Below are 16,817 nucleotides of genomic sequence, written 5' to 3'. Positions count from 1 at the left end.
CGTGTCCGAATTTTTGTGTAAACGGTTCGGACTTCAATTGACCGCGGAGATGCGGTCTCCGAACTGAATGGTAAAGCGGGTCAGGGGCAGCCTTCCAATCTCGGATGGGCAGGGTCCACTTCTGACTGATGTTGCGCAGGGCCAGGTAGAACAGCTTGGTCAGCGCCTCGTCGCTGGGGAACGAGCCCCGGCTCTTGGTCAGCTTCCTCAGGCTCATGTTCACCGACTCGATGGCATTGGTGCTGTAGATGACCTTGCGGACTATCCGGCGGGTAGTCAAAGAACGGGGTCAAGCGGCTCCAGTTCCTGCGCCAGGACTGGCCGATAGGGCAGGTACTCGGCGTTCCCAGCGGGGCTCGAACTCCCCGAGCATGAGCTCGGCCTCCTCGGCGGTGGCGGCAGTGTAGATGCGGCGCAGGTCGCCCGCCACCTCCTTGCGGCGCTTCCATGAGACGTAGTTCAGGCTGTGACGCACCATGTGAACGATGCACAGTTGCACGACCGCCTTGGGGAATACCGCCTCGATGGCGTCAGGGAAGCCCTTGAGCCCATCGACGCAGGCGATGAAGATGTCCTGCACGCCCCGATTGCGCAATTCGGTGACCACCTGCAACCAGAACTTGGCGCCCTCGGTCTGCGCCAGCCACAGGCCCAGCACCTCCTTGTCGCCCGCCATGGTGATGCCGATGGCCAGGTACACCGCTTCACCCGCACCGCGCCCTCGCGCACCTTCACATGGATGCAGTCCAGGTAGACGATGGGATAAATTGGCTCCAGCGGTCTGGCCTGCCAGGCCTTGACCTCGTCGGCCACGGCGTCAGTCACCGAGGAAATCAGGCTGGGCGAGACCTCGGCGCCATACATCTCTTCGAGATCGGCCTGTATCTCGCGCACCGTCATGCCACGGGCGTACAGCGAGATGATTTTGTCGTCGAAACCGGCCCAGCGGGTCTGGTGCTTGGGGATGAGTTGGGGCTCGAAGCTGCCATGGCGGTCACGGGGCACCTCAATGGGCAGTTCACCGAAATCGCCCTTGAGGGTCTTCTTGCTCTTGCCGTTGCGGGTGTTGCCAGCGGGGTTGGCCACCGCCTCGTTGCGTTCATGGCCCAGGTGTTCGGTCAATTCGGTGTCCAGGGCTCGTTCGACCAGCAGCTTGGTCAGTTGCTTGAGCAGGCCGTTCTCGCCGATGAGGTCTTCAGGCTTCTTGTAATTGGCCAGCAGGCCGGACAGCAGTTCTTCGGGTACGTCGTGTTCTCTTGGCGTTCATCGTGCTTACGGACAGGCCGGCTTGCGCCGGCGGTGGATTGTCCGTTTACACAAAATTCTGCACACCCTCACGCGTGGCTCACGCCGACCTGAGAAGCCGGCGCAGTCTCAGCGACGAAGAGTTGGGTGCGCAGATACGTCAGAGCTTCGTGCGCAGCGACCGCACCTACGGCGCACGCCGCGTGTGGCCACGACGTGTTGGACCGCCAGTTCCAGGCCGACGGCCCGAACCAAGAATGGGTGGCCGACTTCACCTATATCTGGACGGCCGAGGGCTGGCTGTACGTGGCGGCGGTACTGGACCTGTACTCGCGGCGCATTGTGGGCTGGTCGATGCAGGAGAGCATGACCTCGCAGCTCGTGGTGGACGCGCTGATGATGGCCGTATGGCGCCGAGGCAAGCCCGTGGCGCTGCTGCACCACTCGGACAGGGGCAGTCAGCCCGCATTCAACGAGTCGTCGCAACACTGCGTCTGCTGGTCGAGCGTATCAGCTCATTGAAGGCCTCTGCGGGCGTGTGCCAGTCGAGCGTCCTGCGTGGTCTCGTGTTCAAGGCCAGCGCCACTGCATGTAGATCGCTTGCTCGATGCGCGCTGAGGTCCGTGCCCTTTGGAAAGTATTGGCGCAACAGCCCGTTGGTGTTCTCGTTGGTGCCTCTCTGCCAAGGACTCTGTGGATCGCAGAAGTAGATCTGCAGGCCAGTGTGCATTGAGAGTTGCGCGTGTTGGGCCATCTCGGTGCCCTGGTCCCATGTAAGGGACTTCTTCAGCTGCTTCGGCAGCGAACTCATGGCTTTGGTGATCGCCTCTCTGACCGCCTCAGCGCCGTGACCAGCCAATGCGGGGCCGTGCTTGTCTCGTGGCTGCTGACGATGGCCAGGCAGAGGCGGCAGGTGCAGCAACATCGTGAAGCGCGTCGTCCTCTCAACCAGCGTTCCAATTGCCGAGCTATCCAGTCCAAGGATGAGATCACCTTCCCAGTGGCCAGGTACCGCTCGATCTTCAACGCTGGCCGGTCGCTCGCTGATCATGATCTCCGGGGTGACAAACGACTTCCCGCGACCCCTTACGCGCTCTCTGGGCACGCGCAGAGCACGGCCCGTACGCAGGCACGCCGTCAACTCACGCTGCAGCGCTCCGCGGCCCTGCACGTACAACGCTTGGTAGATCGCCTCGTGGCTGATGCGCATCGCAGTGTCCTCGGGGAAGTCGATTGGTAGCCTATTGGAGATCTGTTGAGGGCTCCAAGCGCGCGACCATCGGCGCGCCTGCCGACGCCCCTGCCGTCGACCGCTCCATGGCACTTGCGGGCCGGCAATCGCTCGCCCGCCCGGCGTCACGATGTTCCCCGCAAGACGATCTTGCACGTACTTGCGAAGCGCCTGGTTGCCCACCAGCTTGACCTCCTTGGGCCTTCTGGCTGCACGATCAGCATGCCATTGCGCTGTATGAGAACGGTACTCCAGCTTGCCGCCCCGCGTCGCCGCGTTGCGCCGCAGCTCGCGCGAGATCGTTGAGGGGGCACGCCCAAGTTGACGGGCGATCTCCCGGACGCCCTCGCCGCAGGCACGCGCCAGCGCGATCTCCTCACGCTCGGCGAACGACAGGTAGCGGCAGGTGGGCTGCGGCGCGGATGGTGCTAGATGCGAAGGTGGCATACCGCCGCATTGTCGGAACCACCGGGCACCAACGGCCATGGACACCCCGGCAAAGGCGGCCGCGTCCTCGCTGCTGAGCCCACGGGCGATTGCTTGCCAGAACGGCCATCGCGCTGCACGGGTGCGGGACCGGAGGTCGTCCGGGCGAGCGCAACTTTGCGCGCAACGACGCGCTCTTCTTCCTCGTCTTCACATTCATCAACACCTCCAAATAGGACGTGTTGCAACGATGGGTTGAACTCACCCAGTACACCAGCGAGCACTTCCAGAAGCTGCTGGACGAACAGGGCATCACATGCAGCAAGAGCCGGGCCGGCGAGGTCTGGGACAACTCGACCATGGAGAGCTTCTTCAGCTCGCTCAAGACCGAGCGCACGGCTCGCAAGGTGTACCGGACACGAGGGCAGGCCCGCTCAGACGTGTTCGACTACATCGAGTGCTTCTACAACCCGACGCGCCAGCATTCGACGCTCGGGTACGTCAGTCCCATACAGTTCGAGCAAGCTAAAGAAGCTTAGGCCGGTGTCAACGAAACCGGCAGCAGCCCACAGTCAAACCAACAAATGCTAGTCTGTCGCCAACTTGCGTCACGGTGTGAGAGCGCGAACGCATCGGACGTTTTGCTGTTCACTTTTTGCCGTCTCTCTAGGGCTGAGCGAGAACCCGGGGCTCAGCGTACAGCGCCAATGATGACAACGATGTAGATTGTGTGGAGGACCATATTGCACCCGTTGCAGGTATGACGTTGCTGTCGACCAGCCGGCTCTGGATATTCTGCCGCAAGTACTGGAGAATTCTGTGTTCCACAATATGACTAACCTACCGAGTAGCCGACCTCACATGCTGCAGGGAGATACCAGTCGTGAAAGTTGGCCGCTTCGCTGGTATGGCAGAGTTCGGCTGCATATCCGCTGCCGCTGTAGCGCGCAACCAGCTGGCTCGTGTTGCAGGCACCATCTGTATCCCCGTCGCATGGATTCGTTGCGTCGGCTCGCACGGTGGGGATATCGTCGCTGTCGTTGCCCCATTGCGACTGGCTCGGAAGTGCAGCAATGTCAACTGATTTGCCGCCGACGCTCCCATCGCTAGGAGTAGTGTCGTCAATTGCGAAAACGTATCCCCCTGATAGAAGCTGCCATACGTGATCACGGAGACTTCGATGTTGACGGGCGAAACATCAGTCGCTGAAATGACAATCGATCCAGGCGTTGGACTCACATCACCGGCAGCCGCCGAGGCAGTGGTGCCCGGAATCACCTCAAGGGTGCAGTACGCTCCCACCACTAAAGACGTACCGGAGCAGCGCAGTTATCGTTGACGATAGTCGTGCCTGCAGGAAAGCCTGAGGTGGTAATCAGCAAGTTTAGCGCCGCTGCATTACCGATGACGAGGGTTCTAGATTGACCTCCCACTACGAGGCCCAAGTGCGACGTACTGGTGGTCAATATAGGCGTAACTGGTGTCGGGCCCGGGACAGCCGGAGTTGGGTTTTCCGAGGCAGGAGCAGAAGCAGCAGAAGGAGAGGAATTGCCTCCACACCCTTCGAGCACGGCGACGGCAACTAAGGCGAAGAGAAATGGGCGAATGCACATATGAGATCTGCGTGTTGGGAAAATTCCATTCTCGTTTTACGTTCTTACCAAGCGCAGCGGATGGAACGAAATGCGGGGCCTATGGCACCAGGTGACGAAGTGTGTCATCAAGGCGGTTTTTGCTCCGTTGGAAACGACCGGCTCGCGAGGTAAGGATGAGTCGCTAGGGGATAAGTTGCCTGACTTGCTAGTCAAGCTCATTCTCGAGAGGGCAGGGCGAACTGAGCTGGGAGCGGTGTAGGAAGACCGATGCACCTACTAAGCGAAGGAACAGATCCCTCTGGTGTCAACCTCGATACGAAGGCCTTCGCGGTTGAATTCGTCGATGACGGTGAGGGTTCTGAAGCGCCGGCCTGACCACAGCGCATCGGACATGAAGTCGCAGCTCCAGCCGTGATTGGGCTGCGCGGCGGCCTGCAGCGGTTGCTTGACGCGCGCGGGCAGCCGTTTCTTGCCCCGCCGAGGCAGGTTTAACCTCAGCTCGCAGTACACGCGCCAGAGCACGGTCTTGCCCCCGGGCTTGCCTTGGTGGCGGGCACTGTCGTAGAGCAACCCATGGCGACGGTTCAACGCCATGTGGCCCTGGATGAAGGTGATGACCCCGGAGTCGTCACGTGGGACGCACCGGTAGCGCAGCGTGGAGCGGGCGATGCCGTTGGTCTGGCAGGCCCGTCGCTCACTCATGCCATGTTCGGCCACGAGGGATTGAACGACCATCTCGCGCGCTCCCGGGTCAGCGCTTTCGGTTAACGATATCCTTGAGGGCGTGGTGCATCAGCGCCGGGTCGGCGTACGTGCGTTTGAGTTTGGCGTTCTCGTCCTGCAACTGCCGCAGTTGTGACAGTTGCGAGACCGTCATGCCCGAGAACTGGCTCTTCCATTTGTAGTACGTCGGCTCGCTGATGCTGTGCTTCCTTGACCTGCCCCCCACTAGTGAAGTCCGTCAACCACCAGGAGAATGACGGACATGAAGAAGAGCAGATTCAGCGAGGAACAGATCATTGGTTTCCTCAAGCAGGCCGAGGCCGGCATGCCGATCAAGGAGCTGTGCCGCAACGGCGGTTTCAGCGACGCGACGTTCTACAAGTGGCGCGCCAAGTTCGGCGGCATGCAGGTCTCTGAAGCACAGCGCCTGCGCGAGCTCGAATCTGAGAACGCCAAGCTCAAACGACTGCTGGCCGAGGCTCACCTGGACATGCACGCGCTCAAGAGCGTTCTGGGGGTAAAGCGCTAGCCCCACAGGCCAGGCGCGAGGCGATTGGGCGTATGGTGAGCGAACACCATTTGTCCGAGCGCCGGGCGTGCCGTCTTGTGGGGCTCTCCCGCGACAGCTACCGCCACCCACCACAGGCCAATCAAGCCACTATGGAACTGCACGAGAGGATCGTGGAGATCGCCCATGTGCGCCGCCGCTTTGGCTACCGGCGCATCCACGATCTGCTGCGTCCGCAGTTTCCCGGGATCAATCACAAGCGCGTATACCGCCTCTACCGGCAGGCCAACCTAGCTGTACGCCGCCGCAAGAAGGGCAAGCGCCCTGTCGACGAGCGGGTATCGCTGCAACTGGCACGCACGGTTAACGAGGTGTGGAGCATGGATTTTGTCAGCGACAGCCTCTCGGGCGGGCGGCGTTTGAAGTACCTCACGGTGGCGGACGATTTCAGCCACGAGAGTGTGGATATCGTGGTGGACTTCGGTATCTCAGGGCAGTACGTGACTCGGGTGCTGGACCGCGCTGCGCTGTTTCGTGGGTATCCGCAGTCGGTACGAACCGACAACGGCCCGGAGTTCACCAGCCGCGCCTTCATGGCCTGGGCGCAGGCTCATGGAATTCGCCACATCCTGATCCAGCCTGGGCGTCCCATGCAGAACGGCTACATCGAGAGCTTCAACGGCAAGTTCCGTGACGAACATCTGAACGAATGCTGGTTCGAGACCCTGCATCAGGCCAGGGTGGCCGTGGCAGCCTGGCGAACGGACTACAACGAGGTCAGGCCGCACAGTAGCCTGGGACGTATGCCACCGGCTCGCTTCGCCGAGCTGCATCGCCAGCGCACTGGCGATGCAGCTCAATTCCCTTCAACCAAGAACCCCATCGAGTAATCTTGAATCCGGACTTCCACTTTTGATTGGTACGTCTACAGGGGGCAGGTCAGTGGGGGCCGCGCCGCCTGGAACCTTGAAACCGCCGGTGACCGCTACGGACGAGGCCATGCCTGACCGCGGCATGTTGACATCGACGGCTGCGGCGCATTCACGGCTTAGGCGTCCTGATGCGGCGCATTTTCTGTCGACGAGCACTTACGGGTGTCCTTGGCCCCCGTGCTGGAGAGGAAAGGGCCTGTGATTGCGGATTGCGCGCAGTTCCTGCGCTAGGCAGGAGGGATACCACGCGCATTTGGCGTGCGCATCGAGCGATTTCTATACCTGCACGGTGACTGCGTCAACCATGCCTGCATGGAAATGGGCATCAGCATGTCTAGACACGGCTCCAGCGCTCACGACCAAAGGCAGAGTTTAGCTCTTTCTGCAGACCGGTTTGGAATGGCTTGCGTCAGACCGTACGAGGCTTCGACCCCGCGTTACGCAGCCTCGCAGCCCTCATTGGCAGTTACTGTAGGCCTATCTCATTTGGACTCTGCACCGCTCGAATCCCGTAAGCCGCGTACCTGGTCATGAACACCCAGGGTGACCTAGTGCCTGGTGTATTGCGCGCCGTATAGCCTGCGTGCGACCCTCCTGGCTCCTGCGACGGTGTTCGTCAACGAGGATCGTGCGAAGGCGAGAGGTGCACTTGGTCAGAATCTGGCAAGCTCTCGACTCGGTGACACCAAGTCGGGCACCAATCTCCTTTAAGTTTAGATCGTCCTCGAAGCGCATGTGCATGACGGTGCGCTCTCGCTCGCTAAGTGCTTCAAACGCCAAGGTTAGAGCCTCGTACATCTGACGACTCTGTAGCATAGTGATCGGATCAGCGGAAACATCCGCCGAGCTGCGCTCGAAGTCGCAGGTGTTCTCGATGCCATCGTCAATAGGCTCTGTCTCCGCGTCCAACATAAAATCGCTGAGGCTGATGGGACCAGGTCCAGAGCTCAGCGCCATCACCTGGCGGTACTCCTCAACGGAGCTGCCGAGCTCTTGTGCAATCTCTGTGTCGCGAGGCGTGCGAAACAGCTTATGCTGCAAGCGTGAGACGGCGCGGTCGACATCTTTCATCTGCTTTCTCGCCTTGCGAGAGATCCAGTCGTTGCCCCGTAACTCTATCTAGGATGGCGCCTCGGATACGTGTGAACGCATAGCAAGCGAAGTCAACGTTTGCAGTCGGCACGTACCGCAGTTCCGCTTCAGCCAAACCGATCATTCCGGCCTGAATCAGATCATCGAGCTCTACGCACGCGGGCATTCCCATGTGAATCTTTTGAGCGATACGACAGACCATTGATCGGTAGCTGCTCATCACGGAGCCCGTCACCGATACCGCCTTCATTGTGTCAATTTGTTGCATGCCGGCTCCAATTGCGTCAGCCCACTCAACATCGGGTGAGGTACTGACAGAAAACATCAAGTGATGCTTGGCTTGAAGGGTCCAAGTGCGAGTCACATTGAAAGCAAATTTGAAGAGGGGCAGGCAACAAGTTACGAATCAATCGTCAGCGGACACGAACCGTTCGAATCGAGCCACGCACGCATGATGGTGAGTGACGATGCTGCCGACGCAGGAGGAGGGGCGGTGCGAAATCGAGGATCTTGGGCTGATGGTGGACAAGAGGGTTCGTCTTCATCGGATGCCCCGTAAGGGCAATTCATACCCTCAGAGAAGCAGCTCATACCCTCGCGAGGTGCGAGTTCGCGTGCGGCGTGATGATCGCGCGCTCAATGCAAAGAGTCGTCTTCAGACTCTTGAACGTGCTCACCGTTTTGGAGTGAGGCGCATTCCACAGTGTGGAAGCATTGACCTATGACAGTGAGGAACGTCATGCCAAATCAAGAGAAGACGAAGTCAGTCACGTGGGACATCTTTTCTTCGGTCCCCGACAGGTTGAGAGAGCTCTCAATCCTTGCAACTCAACTCAGCTCCAACCCCGCCTGCCGCGTGCGCGTTTTTCTTGATGACCCTGAAGCACTGGCAGGCTTTAATGCGCGTATCGACTCAAATCTATGGGTGCAACCGCTGGCGAACTATGAGCTCTGGCGACTTCGTCTCGCCGACATCGTTCACCCCGCTGACAACATCGTGTGCATGAGCGGAGGCGAGATGCCTACGAAGTACCGCGAGCGCATCGTCTACGGGATAGGCAACCACCGACGAATCCTTCGCATCTGGCCTTTAGGCCAGGGACTCAATACAGATCGGCCAGCGACACCCAGGGCAGAGGTGTCCGGTAGCTCTGCCTTCGATGTGTTTCAGGATGAAGCCGTCGGAGGAGCGGGTGTAATTTGGTCTCAGCGAAACATGTGCGAGATGCGCCAACGCTGGAGATCAACCGCCGGGCTAACCAAGGCTACGATGGAAAGCTTGAGCATGCCCGATCTTGGGGCGCCGGATGCGCTGATTGTTCTGTGCGCTGCCAGGAATGCACCATCATCGACAGTTCTCTGCCGAGTGCTTGCAGAGGTCGCAGATCGGCCAGTACGCTTGATTGTTTCAGATCCAGACAACGGAATGGTTCACGGCGTCTCCTGTGCACATGGGCAAATCTCTTGCAATGCGCTGCCACAACTCACCTGGCCCCAGCTCGATGAGATCGCGTGGTGCTGCGATCTGATTTTTACCGACCACTATGACATTGCGCTACGGGCGATCGAATCAGGAGCGCCCATGCTCTGGTTGCAGGAGGAGGACGGTCTTTTCGACTGGTACTTCGACGAAATCAGATCCGGCATTCAAGCGGTCCTGCTCGGTCGTGGCGCACCGGTTCCGAAATGTCGAATCCGCCATCTCGCAGAGCTTCAGGATCGTTCAGTGAGCAGCTCGGATGTCGCTGCGTACCTCGTCGGCGAACGAGGCGGCGCGGCGTATCGCCCATGCGCCGCGGCCTCGGCGGATGTGCTGCCGTCACTTGTCACCGTGGGTATTTGGTCGAGCCAAAAGCGAGATACCGATGACAAAATGAAGATATCCTGTTACGACGCCCATGGCGTATCCGGACAGCCGTCAAGCATCGAACTGTGAGGTTTTGTGCCCCAAGCATCGCTAACTGCGATCGGCAGACTTCTCGCTCCAAGGCTACGGAGCAGGAAAGACGCTTGTGGCGCGGTGGCCTGATCACAATCCAAAAGTCCAAGAAGTTCGGAGAGTCAATGAATACGGTATTTACGATGTTGGCATGCTAGATGCAGTCACTGTCTGGATAGTTGCAGGGTTTGACTCTGCGGAGCGCTCCTTTGGCAGAAAGTACATCGGGAGGCCGACGACAACCACCCCCTGCGAGCAGCGGCTTTCACATGTCGTGTTCTGGGATATTCATAGCGTACTTAACGCAATGAACAGGTTTGCAGTTGCCGCTGAACGTGGTCGTGCCGTCGATCCAGCACCTGTTTATAACTTGTCCGACTATCTGTTTGCACAGTGCCATGCTGCAACGCAAGGGAGGTTGTGTAGAAAGTGAGTCTCTGCAAAAGTGGCTCTTGGCCCACGTCCGCATCCACTCCGACCTTCACGCCAACGAGCATGCGCCCGAGATCAGCGTTCGAATGCCCAAGGACATGTTTCGGGTGCAGGTTGGTCAAATCATCCGCGAACTGCTGTGGTTGCTACAAAGAGCACAGACCGTTGATCGCATAGAAATTAGCCTTGTAGCAATCTCGAAAACGACTGCCAACGTTCGGATACATGTGTACGGCACTCTGGAGAAGTTGCGCAAAACGGCCGCCGAAGACTTCAACTCTCTGTGGCGCCTAGAGGCGGGGAGTTGCTACTGCGAGCTTTCGGCTCCATACAGCCTGTCGTCTTAGTGAATACGTATGAACTTTGCACGCTTAAGCGCTGAAAGCGCGACAGAGCAAGCGCGGCAAATTCCGACTTTTTCCACCGAGAACAGTTGTATCAAAACTTTGTTCCCCCGCGAGTGCCATTCGTTGATTTGAGGACGCGGTTCGTTCCCTGGGTTCGCGCGCTAGCTCACACACTGCTGCAATTCGTCTGAATCGAAGCCGGACGCAAGGATTTCACCTTGCCTTCAGCGCGATGCACCCTTCGCTTACCTTGAGCGACCGGGCAGTTGCATTGCAGGAGTGTGCGAAATGAACTCATCTGACATCACGTTCTTCACGGGCCTGCAGTCGCGCCCGCCTCTACCCCTCAATCGTTGCGTTATCACTTTCGAAGGGCGATTTCTTAAGATCGATCAGATAGAAAATGCGTGTCACCTTGTGCTGCATCCAAGTGGCTGTTTTGACCTTGGTGCATGCGCGAAGAATGTGGACCAGCTGCATCTTATTGGACTGGCCAGTGAATACTCGATCGTCCATGTCGGGGACAAGTGCGTGCTGAGCTCCCGTATGGGGGGAGTGGTGCAATTCCTGGGAGAGCAGGGGCCCGAGCATATCGTCTTCGCGGACGGCAGGGTTGAGATGGGCAGTCTGTGGCGTAATATCTGCGCGTCCGCTGCATTCGCGACGTTGCTCGGTGAGCCTGGTGCAACTGACAACGCATCGGTGGCAGCTCACGTGCGGCCTTGCAGACCTGAGCTGGTGGCAAGCCAAAGTGCTATACGTCAGATGCCCGAAGGGGCGTTGTTGACGGTGGCGGCAGCCGAGTGCACGGAAACCGTCTACGACATCGCTTTGCTGGAGCCCATCCGCTTGGAAGGCACTTTTGCCGCCTATGAGATCTCAGAGCATGCCGGAGGGTTGTCGCTTGCACGAATCTCGTCCGACCGTGCGGAAACTTCCTACGTGCTCACTGGTGCAGCGTTGGCTTTCGATGACAGACTTGTCTACGTGGATAGTCTTCTGCGCGGTCTTGCCTTGCCAAATCACGAAGAAGCGGACAGCGCAAACGATCACATATGGGGCGACGAATCGCCACGTGTGACAGCCGTTGCGCTAAGCATGGAGCCGGCTCCATCATTGCCTTGGACTCCCTCTGCCTTTGCCTCACTAGCTGCCGCCCCCCTAGCTGGCGAGCTGTCCGTGGGACAGGTAATAGAGGCAAACGTTCCACTGAGTCAGGCGGTGCAGGTCAAGCGGGGAGTTCCGGAGTTGCAATTGAGGATTGGTGGAAAGCAGCGTGCCGCGCATTTCAGTCGATCCAGCGGAAGGGACACGTTGCGGTTTGTTTATGTGGTGACGGACGACGACCTCTGTCCGATTGACGGGGCAATGTGCAGGCTCGGTTAAAAAAGCCAGCTCTCTGGTGGACGTTGAGGTGAGCTCAGTCACCTCTGATGGTGTCGAGCTGCTCACCGGCTGAACGACGCAGAGCAGTGTCACGCGACGCAGAGCCGAAGTGAGCTGAAGCTGAAGACGGCGCTTGGTGCCTGCAAAGCGGCGATCAGGGCCCGGGTCTGCGCACAGCATTTGTCCAAAATCCGTCAATTCGTACCCAAAGACCTCATCTCGTTCCTTTATTAGCGCGACGTGGCTTGCATGGATCATCGGCCCTGCTCGCCACAAAAACGGAATGCATTGTGTTGACCACGTCACAGCCTTTGGCGCTTTACTCATCTCACCATGATGCGCAAGCCGCATCCTTGCCATTTCATCGGTAACGGTTGTAGTCTGCTTCGGCAGCGCCTTGCAACCCTTCACTTATGTTGACTCCCTTCCACACGGGCAGGCTGTTGCAAGCGGGGGGTTGGGTGTCGGACACATCAAGCTGAAATTTTCTGAAGCGCATACGGTGTCATGCCGTTGTACGATTTTGTGGTTTCATAAGGGATATGCGATGGAATCGATACGGGTTGTAATTGCAGAAGACGACGAAGAACAGGCCGAGGGGATCGCGTTACTTGTTCAGCGGTTAAGGTCAGACTTTAAGGTGCAGAAGGTTGTGCACACCCAGCTCGACCTCATGAATTCGCTGGAGGAGCTGGTGCCAGAGATATCCTGCTGCTGGACTTGCATATGCCAGACAGCACCCCCGGATCCCCGAGCATCCTGGAGATGATGAAAGCATCGTCGATGACGCCCATCGTCATCATGATTACCGGAGATCCAACTAAGGCGGTGGAAGCGTATGAAAGCGATGTAGCTGACTATCTGGTGAAGCCCGTGCGCCCTCTGCGCCTGGCGCAGGCCCTGGATCGTGCGGAAAGCATGCTCTACGCGCGCAAGGGTGGTGGTCGGCCAACTCTGTCCGCTCAGCGTTACTCAAAGCAGCCATCCGGTAGGTGAATGGTTGACCGGATCTCGTGGTCGCGACATCATCCTGATCGACCCCTCGGAGATCATTTACCTTCAGGCCGAGCGGAAGTACACCAACGCCTATTTGTCCTTACTCGCCATCGTCTTGATGCGCTTTGGCATCACAGAGGTGGAAGAGAAGTTGGACATGACTGTATTCCTGCGCATCCCACCGGGAACCACCATCGTGCATCGAAAGCATATTGACTTTCTACGGCGCGATGAAATGGGCCGCTTGCGGGTGCATGTGAAAGGCCGCTCGGAAAGCCTTGTTGTCAGTCGCTCGTTCGAGCAACTCTTCAAAGGTGTCTGAGCCTTCGGCTGCCGAGAACATGCCCGCTCGATACGTTGCACAATCCTTTCCGCATCGGCCCGCCTATCAGATGCTGGTCCTCGCAGGAGGTCAGTTTCTCTCCTTTCTGATCCTTATTTGGATGGCGTCGGATGCGCCTGCTCGGGAAGGGTTAACACCGCCGCTGTGTCTTTTGATTCTGGCAACGGTCTGCTTTGCCACTCTGGTTCTTTGGTTGGCGGAATTCCTGCGGTTTTCCTTTCTCGTCCGCGCCCAGGGTATGGCCCGGCAGGCCGTGTACAGGTGGCTGACCGGAGTAACCGTGGTCTTTGCGATCGCATGGTCTCTCATGGCAGCGGGTGTGCTTTCATATGCGCAAGGCGGAGGTATGAATGCCTTGCTGTTTTCGCTCCAGTTGAGCGCTCTGCTGGCATCACACTTCTATGTTCATCGCCAAGTCAAGCGACTGATCTGGATTTTATTGTTTCTCCAGGGCGCTTCTTTGGCTGTGATCACCATTCTCTTGGGAGAAGGCCGCGACTCGTATCTACAGATGGTCGCAACTGTGATAGTCCTGGCTACGGGGTACGCCATTTCGATGGCCCGAGGGCGGATTCATGCCACCATGCAACGTCGGCACTCGGAACTGAATGAGGAGAGGAGCTATCTCGCTCAGCAAGTCGCGCATCTACAGGAAGCGAACGCGGGCAAGACACGACTGCTGGCAACAGTGAGTCATGACCTGAGACAGCCTGTTCACGCGCTCGGCTTGATGCTGGGACGTTTGCGTCGCGACGCAAATATTTCGTCGCAGCGACCTGAGGTTGAAGCGGTGAATGAAGTGGTCAATTCGCTTTCGAAGTCGCTGAGCATGTTGATGGCCCTCACAAGACTGGACTCGGGTCTGGTTATCTCGAGGCCCGAGCCGATATCGCTGGAAAAGATGTTTGACTCGCTGTGCAACGAGTTCCATGACACAGCTTCCAATGGCGGCCTGCAACTTGAGTTTCACTCTGGCGCGTTGAACGTGCTTCGACCGATCCCAGCCAGCTACGCACGATTCTGAGTAACCTGATTTCCAATGCAATAAAGTATTCGCTCAAGGGAGCAGTGCGCGTTTCGGCCTCGCGTGAGGGGCCAGAAAAGGTTGCGATCAAGGTACAAGACACAGGTATCGGCATTCCTGCAGATCAGCTCACAAGGAATCTATCGAGCCGTAACGTCCGTCTGCGAGATGGCAAAGATTCAGCTGAGGGGCTGGGCCTTCGTTTGTCGATATCGTGAAGCAAACGGCGGACATTCTTAAAGCACCCATCGATGTAACATCGACGTTTGGGGCGGGAACGACCTTCACCATCACGTTGCCACGAAGTGAATCGAGTGAAGGAGGCGATCTCGTCAGTTCGCGCCAGAGAATCCGGTTTGCGTGGCCTGCGGATCATAGTGGTCGACAACGACGAGCCTGTACTTGAGAGTACAGCAAGAACGCTGGAAGAATGGGGTTGCAGGGTGACCGTCCGCGAGCAGCTGGCCCGCCTTGGAACCCCAAGCTCGAAATGACGGTGAGTCCCCATGGACTTGATCCTCACCGACTTTCATCTGGATGCAGGTGTGTCGGGTTATCGAGTTTGATCCAATGGGTGCGCCAGGCGCTACAGGAGAAGCGGATACCAGCAATTCTGCTCAGCGGGCGACGTCGAAATCAGGCATGGGGCGGATAGCACCGCGGAGGCGCTCGACGATCGCCTACAAGCCGCTGCCTTATGAGAAGCTGGCTAATCTCATTCTCGAGACCGTGTTTCCTTCTCAGTGGGAGCGGTAGCCGACTTCCATGAACACTCACATGGATGCTGAAGGCCGTGCTTGTGCACTGCCGCCAGCCGCTTAGTGGTGACGCCCGCGAGGTATGTCCATGGCAATCTCGGAAGGGGATGCGTCCGGCCGGCTTGCTCCCAGGACAGAATTGAAAGGCAGTTTCGTCTCATCGAGTTGAGACAACGCTACCCTCACCCTTGCGTCGAGCTTGGTCCCGAATGAGTGCCATCCGGATCTGCTCGAACTGCATGCCCATCCGCAACTTCGTGAGGGAGCACGACATCAACCCCGAGCTGAAGGTGCTCACGCAAAACGGAAACGTCGATCAGACTGACGTTCATTCGTTTGCACGCTTCATGCGCCTGGATGGGCTCTTCGTCTGGCGTTATCACGGGTGATTCTGGGCAGCATGGTGCAGACGTAAATTACCGGTGCCGGGCCGGGCCGGGCCGGGCCGGGCAAGGGAAGGAGCTTTCGCTTAGCGGCTCAATGCTCAGGTCGAGGCGCCCCAGGAAAAGCGGCCGAGCAGTGGAGTGAATCAAACAAGCTTGGTAAGGTGCGGCGCCGCGAGCCTCCCGGTGCATTGTCACAGGGGTGATGCTCAGCACGCGGTCAGCTTTTCCGCCATGGTGAGGCGACCCCACATCGAGCAGATCATCGAGCAACCGAGTGAGGTGAGTCAGTTGCCGATCCACGACCTCGAGGGAGGCCCTAGTGTCCTCAGTTTCCCGCCGCTGAAGCAGTTCGAGTGCATATGCATGGGAGCAAGGGGATGCGGACTCGTGCCACAGTACGCCAGAAACTGGTTAAGAGCACGCAGGGAATGCTCCATCTCCTGCAGGCGCTGTCGCTCGGTGATATCTATTGTGATCTTCGCGCATCCGATGAGCTTGCCATCGTCGTCATGGATGGCACGTAGCAACATGCTGGCCCAGAAAACCGATCCATCCTTCCTTACGCGCCACTCCCATTGCTCTCGGTCTTGCGATGAATCCGGGCGCGTTCCAACTGCCACCTTGGAAGCCCTTGTAGCGGTCAGATAATCGAAAGATGCTGTCTCCGCGGCGAGAGAAAAGAAGAAGCTTGGGATTAGGCAGCATTCCTCACCTTATCGTGACTCATTCACCAATATCGACCATGGACAATGCAGGTGACCACTTGCTTTGAAGTCCCCTCGATTTCCTGAGCCAGTCAGAAGTAGAGGTTGGGGAACAGTTTGACACGGTACTCGACCGGAGGGATGCGCAGAGGGCTTCATGGGGTCGATGGTGGTTGTATCGGTGTAGCCAGTCGGCCGTCATGTCACGCACCATTACCTTCAAGCTGTGAGGAAGACGTAGCAATCGAGCACCTCGGTGCGGTAGGTCTTGTTGAATCGCTCGACATAGGCGTTCTGCGTGGGCTTGCCAGGCTGGATGTGATTGAGGGCGATGCCCTTGGTTTGCGCCCACTGGGCTAACGCATTGGCGATGAACTCGGGGCCATTGTCCAGGCGAATCGACAGCGGCGCACCACGCACCTCCACCAACTCGTCCAGGGCACGGATGACACGGGCAGCCGGCAGGCTGGTGTCGACCTCGATACGAAGGCCCTCGCAATTGAACTCGTCGATGACGTTGAAGGTCCTGAAGCGCCTGCCTGACCACAGCGCATCGGACATGAAGTCGCAACTCCAACCCTGGTTGGGCTGAGCTGCGGCCTGCAGCGGTTGTTTGAGCGCGAGCAGGCAGCCGCTTCTTCGCGCGTCGAGGCAGGCTGTTCAGCCGCAGCTCGCAGTACACGCGCCACATCGCTGTCTTGCCCCAGGGCTTGCCTTGGTGGCGGGCGCTGTCGTACAGCAGCCCGAAGC

17 protein-coding genes and 5 pseudogenes are annotated in these 16,817 nt (G+C 58.5%); 12 read left to right on the top strand and 10 right to left on the bottom strand.

Features of this window, described 5'->3' with window-relative positions:
• A pseudogene (locus tag AC286M_RS00110) lies at window positions 1-1,161 on the bottom strand (IS256 family transposase); the annotation flags it as partial.
• Window positions 1,162-1,335: 174 nt separating this feature from the next.
• Here AC286M_RS00110 and AC286M_RS00105 point away from each other — a divergent pair.
• Window positions 1,336-1,707: pseudogene (locus AC286M_RS00105) on the top strand (DDE-type integrase/transposase/recombinase); the annotation flags it as partial.
• Window positions 1,708-1,714: 7 nt separating this feature from the next.
• Here the strand turns inward: AC286M_RS00105 and AC286M_RS00100 are convergent.
• Window positions 1,715-3,122: pseudogene (locus tag AC286M_RS00100) on the bottom strand (IS30 family transposase).
• 43 nt (window positions 3,123-3,165) lie between these two features.
• Here AC286M_RS00100 and AC286M_RS00095 point away from each other — a divergent pair.
• Window positions 3,166-3,441, top strand: a pseudogene (locus AC286M_RS00095) (IS3 family transposase); the annotation flags it as partial.
• A gap of 301 nt (window positions 3,442-3,742) precedes the next feature.
• Here AC286M_RS00095 and AC286M_RS00090 read toward each other — a convergent pair.
• The 4 genes and pseudogenes from AC286M_RS00090 to AC286M_RS00075 all read right to left on the bottom strand — a co-directional run bounded on the left by AC286M_RS00090 (window position 3,743) and on the right by AC286M_RS00075 (window position 5,374).
• The gene (locus AC286M_RS00090; RefSeq protein ID WP_488202447.1) at window positions 3,743-4,207 is read right to left on the bottom strand and encodes a hypothetical protein; all 465 of its coding nucleotides are present in this window, start codon (window positions 4,205-4,207) and stop codon (window positions 3,743-3,745) included.
• Window positions 4,207-4,515, bottom strand: a complete 309-nt coding sequence (locus AC286M_RS00085) for a hypothetical protein (RefSeq protein ID WP_488202446.1) — start codon at window positions 4,513-4,515, stop codon at window positions 4,207-4,209. The genes AC286M_RS00090 and AC286M_RS00085 overlap by 1 nt, the downstream gene beginning before the upstream one ends.
• Window positions 4,516-4,797: 282 nt before the next feature.
• Window positions 4,798-5,013: pseudogene (locus AC286M_RS00080) on the bottom strand (IS3 family transposase); the annotation flags it as partial.
• Between the two features lie 235 nt (window positions 5,014-5,248).
• Window positions 5,249-5,374 carry a hypothetical protein gene (locus AC286M_RS00075; RefSeq protein WP_488202445.1) on the bottom strand — a complete coding sequence of 42 codons (126 nt, stop codon included), beginning with the start codon at window positions 5,372-5,374 and terminating at the stop codon, window positions 5,249-5,251.
• 108 nt (window positions 5,375-5,482) lie between these two features.
• On the opposite strand from AC286M_RS00075, the gene AC286M_RS00070 reads away from it, so the two are divergent.
• A protein-coding gene (locus AC286M_RS00070; protein WP_488202444.1) for an IS3 family transposase occupies window positions 5,483-6,618 on the top strand; the annotation gives its coding sequence in 2 pieces (ribosomal slippage) (window positions 5,483-5,738 and window positions 5,738-6,618; 1,137 coding nt in all).
• Between the two features lie 570 nt (window positions 6,619-7,188).
• Here the strand turns inward: AC286M_RS00070 and AC286M_RS00065 are convergent.
• Window positions 7,189-7,731: a sigma-70 family RNA polymerase sigma factor gene (locus AC286M_RS00065; protein WP_488202443.1), complete on the bottom strand. Its 543-nt coding sequence runs from the start codon at window positions 7,729-7,731 to the stop codon at window positions 7,189-7,191.
• Window positions 7,691-8,077 (bottom strand): sigma factor, encoded by a 387-nt coding sequence (locus tag AC286M_RS00060; RefSeq protein WP_488202442.1) that lies wholly within the window; start codon window positions 8,075-8,077, stop codon window positions 7,691-7,693. The genes AC286M_RS00065 and AC286M_RS00060 overlap by 41 nt, the downstream gene beginning before the upstream one ends.
• Before the next feature lie 15 nt (window positions 8,078-8,092).
• Here AC286M_RS00060 and AC286M_RS00055 point away from each other — a divergent pair, with 15 nt between their 5' ends.
• From AC286M_RS00055 to AC286M_RS00015, 9 genes are all read left to right on the top strand, one after another.
• Window positions 8,093-8,311 (top strand): hypothetical protein, encoded by a 219-nt coding sequence (locus tag AC286M_RS00055; protein ID WP_488202441.1) that lies wholly within the window; start codon window positions 8,093-8,095, stop codon window positions 8,309-8,311.
• 180 nt (window positions 8,312-8,491) lie between these two features.
• Complete coding sequence (gene earP, locus AC286M_RS00050) at window positions 8,492-9,688, top strand: elongation factor P maturation arginine rhamnosyltransferase EarP (RefSeq protein WP_488202440.1); 1,197 nt, start codon at window positions 8,492-8,494, stop codon at window positions 9,686-9,688.
• Between the two features lie 401 nt (window positions 9,689-10,089).
• Window positions 10,090-10,470 carry a hypothetical protein gene (locus AC286M_RS00045; RefSeq protein ID WP_488202439.1) on the top strand — a complete coding sequence of 127 codons (381 nt, stop codon included), beginning with the start codon at window positions 10,090-10,092 and terminating at the stop codon, window positions 10,468-10,470.
• A 288-nt stretch (window positions 10,471-10,758) separates the two neighbouring features.
• On the top strand, window positions 10,759-11,856 hold the full coding sequence (locus AC286M_RS00040) for a hypothetical protein (protein WP_488202438.1): 1,098 nt from the start codon (window positions 10,759-10,761) through the stop codon (window positions 11,854-11,856).
• A gap of 705 nt (window positions 11,857-12,561) precedes the next feature.
• Window positions 12,562-12,852, top strand: coding sequence for a LytR/AlgR family response regulator transcription factor (locus AC286M_RS00035; protein ID WP_488202450.1), 291 nt, complete (start codon window positions 12,562-12,564; stop codon window positions 12,850-12,852).
• 4 nt (window positions 12,853-12,856) lie between these two features.
• Window positions 12,857-13,174 (top strand): LytTR family DNA-binding domain-containing protein, encoded by a 318-nt coding sequence (locus AC286M_RS00030; protein WP_488202437.1) that lies wholly within the window; start codon window positions 12,857-12,859, stop codon window positions 13,172-13,174.
• Window positions 13,167-14,219: a histidine kinase dimerization/phospho-acceptor domain-containing protein gene (locus tag AC286M_RS00025; RefSeq protein WP_488202436.1), complete on the top strand. Its 1,053-nt coding sequence runs from the start codon at window positions 13,167-13,169 to the stop codon at window positions 14,217-14,219. The genes AC286M_RS00030 and AC286M_RS00025 overlap by 8 nt, the downstream gene beginning before the upstream one ends.
• Window positions 14,213-14,437: an ATP-binding protein gene (locus AC286M_RS00020; RefSeq protein WP_488202449.1), complete on the top strand. Its 225-nt coding sequence runs from the start codon at window positions 14,213-14,215 to the stop codon at window positions 14,435-14,437. The genes AC286M_RS00025 and AC286M_RS00020 overlap by 7 nt, the downstream gene beginning before the upstream one ends.
• A 749-nt stretch (window positions 14,438-15,186) precedes the next feature.
• On the top strand, window positions 15,187-15,366 hold the full coding sequence (locus AC286M_RS00015; protein ID WP_488202435.1) for a hypothetical protein: 180 nt from the start codon (window positions 15,187-15,189) through the stop codon (window positions 15,364-15,366).
• Window positions 15,367-15,647: 281 nt separating this feature from the next.
• On the opposite strand, the gene AC286M_RS00010 is transcribed toward AC286M_RS00015, so the two are convergent.
• Both AC286M_RS00010 and AC286M_RS00005 read right to left on the bottom strand, forming a co-directional pair.
• Window positions 15,648-15,983 (bottom strand): PAS domain S-box protein, encoded by a 336-nt coding sequence (locus tag AC286M_RS00010; protein ID WP_488202434.1) that lies wholly within the window; start codon window positions 15,981-15,983, stop codon window positions 15,648-15,650.
• A 303-nt stretch (window positions 15,984-16,286) separates the two neighbouring features.
• Complete coding sequence (locus AC286M_RS00005) at window positions 16,287-16,673, bottom strand: DDE-type integrase/transposase/recombinase (protein ID WP_488202448.1); 387 nt, start codon at window positions 16,671-16,673, stop codon at window positions 16,287-16,289.
• Window positions 16,674-16,817 lie beyond the last annotated feature (144 nt).

The sequence above is a fragment of the Thainema salinarum CENA647 genome (assembly GCF_057732415.1).
Note: the sequence above shows the minus strand (reverse complement) of the source record. Positions and strands in the feature narration are given on the sequence as shown.

Bases quoted from the DNA above. Each gene is read 5' to 3' on its own strand.
- AC286M_RS00075 (WP_488202445.1), bottom strand. From the start codon at position 5,374: ATGACGGTCTCGCAACTGTCACAACTGCGGCAGTTGCAGGACGAGAAC.
- AC286M_RS00015 (WP_488202435.1), top strand. From the start codon at position 15,187: ATGAGTGCCATCCGGATCTGCTCGAACTGCATGCCCATCCGCAACTTC.
- AC286M_RS00085 (WP_488202446.1), bottom strand. From the start codon at position 4,515: ATGTGCATTCGCCCATTTCTCTTCGCCTTAGTTGCCGTCGCCGTGCTC.
- AC286M_RS00045 (WP_488202439.1), top strand. From the start codon at position 10,090: ATGCTGCAACGCAAGGGAGGTTGTGTAGAAAGTGAGTCTCTGCAAAAG.
- AC286M_RS00065 (WP_488202443.1), bottom strand. From the start codon at position 7,731: ATGAAAGATGTCGACCGCGCCGTCTCACGCTTGCAGCATAAGCTGTTT.
- AC286M_RS00060 (WP_488202442.1), bottom strand. From the start codon at position 8,077: ATGTTTTCTGTCAGTACCTCACCCGATGTTGAGTGGGCTGACGCAATT.
- AC286M_RS00040 (WP_488202438.1), top strand. From the start codon at position 10,759: ATGAACTCATCTGACATCACGTTCTTCACGGGCCTGCAGTCGCGCCCG.
- earP (WP_488202440.1), top strand. From the start codon at position 8,492: ATGCCAAATCAAGAGAAGACGAAGTCAGTCACGTGGGACATCTTTTCT.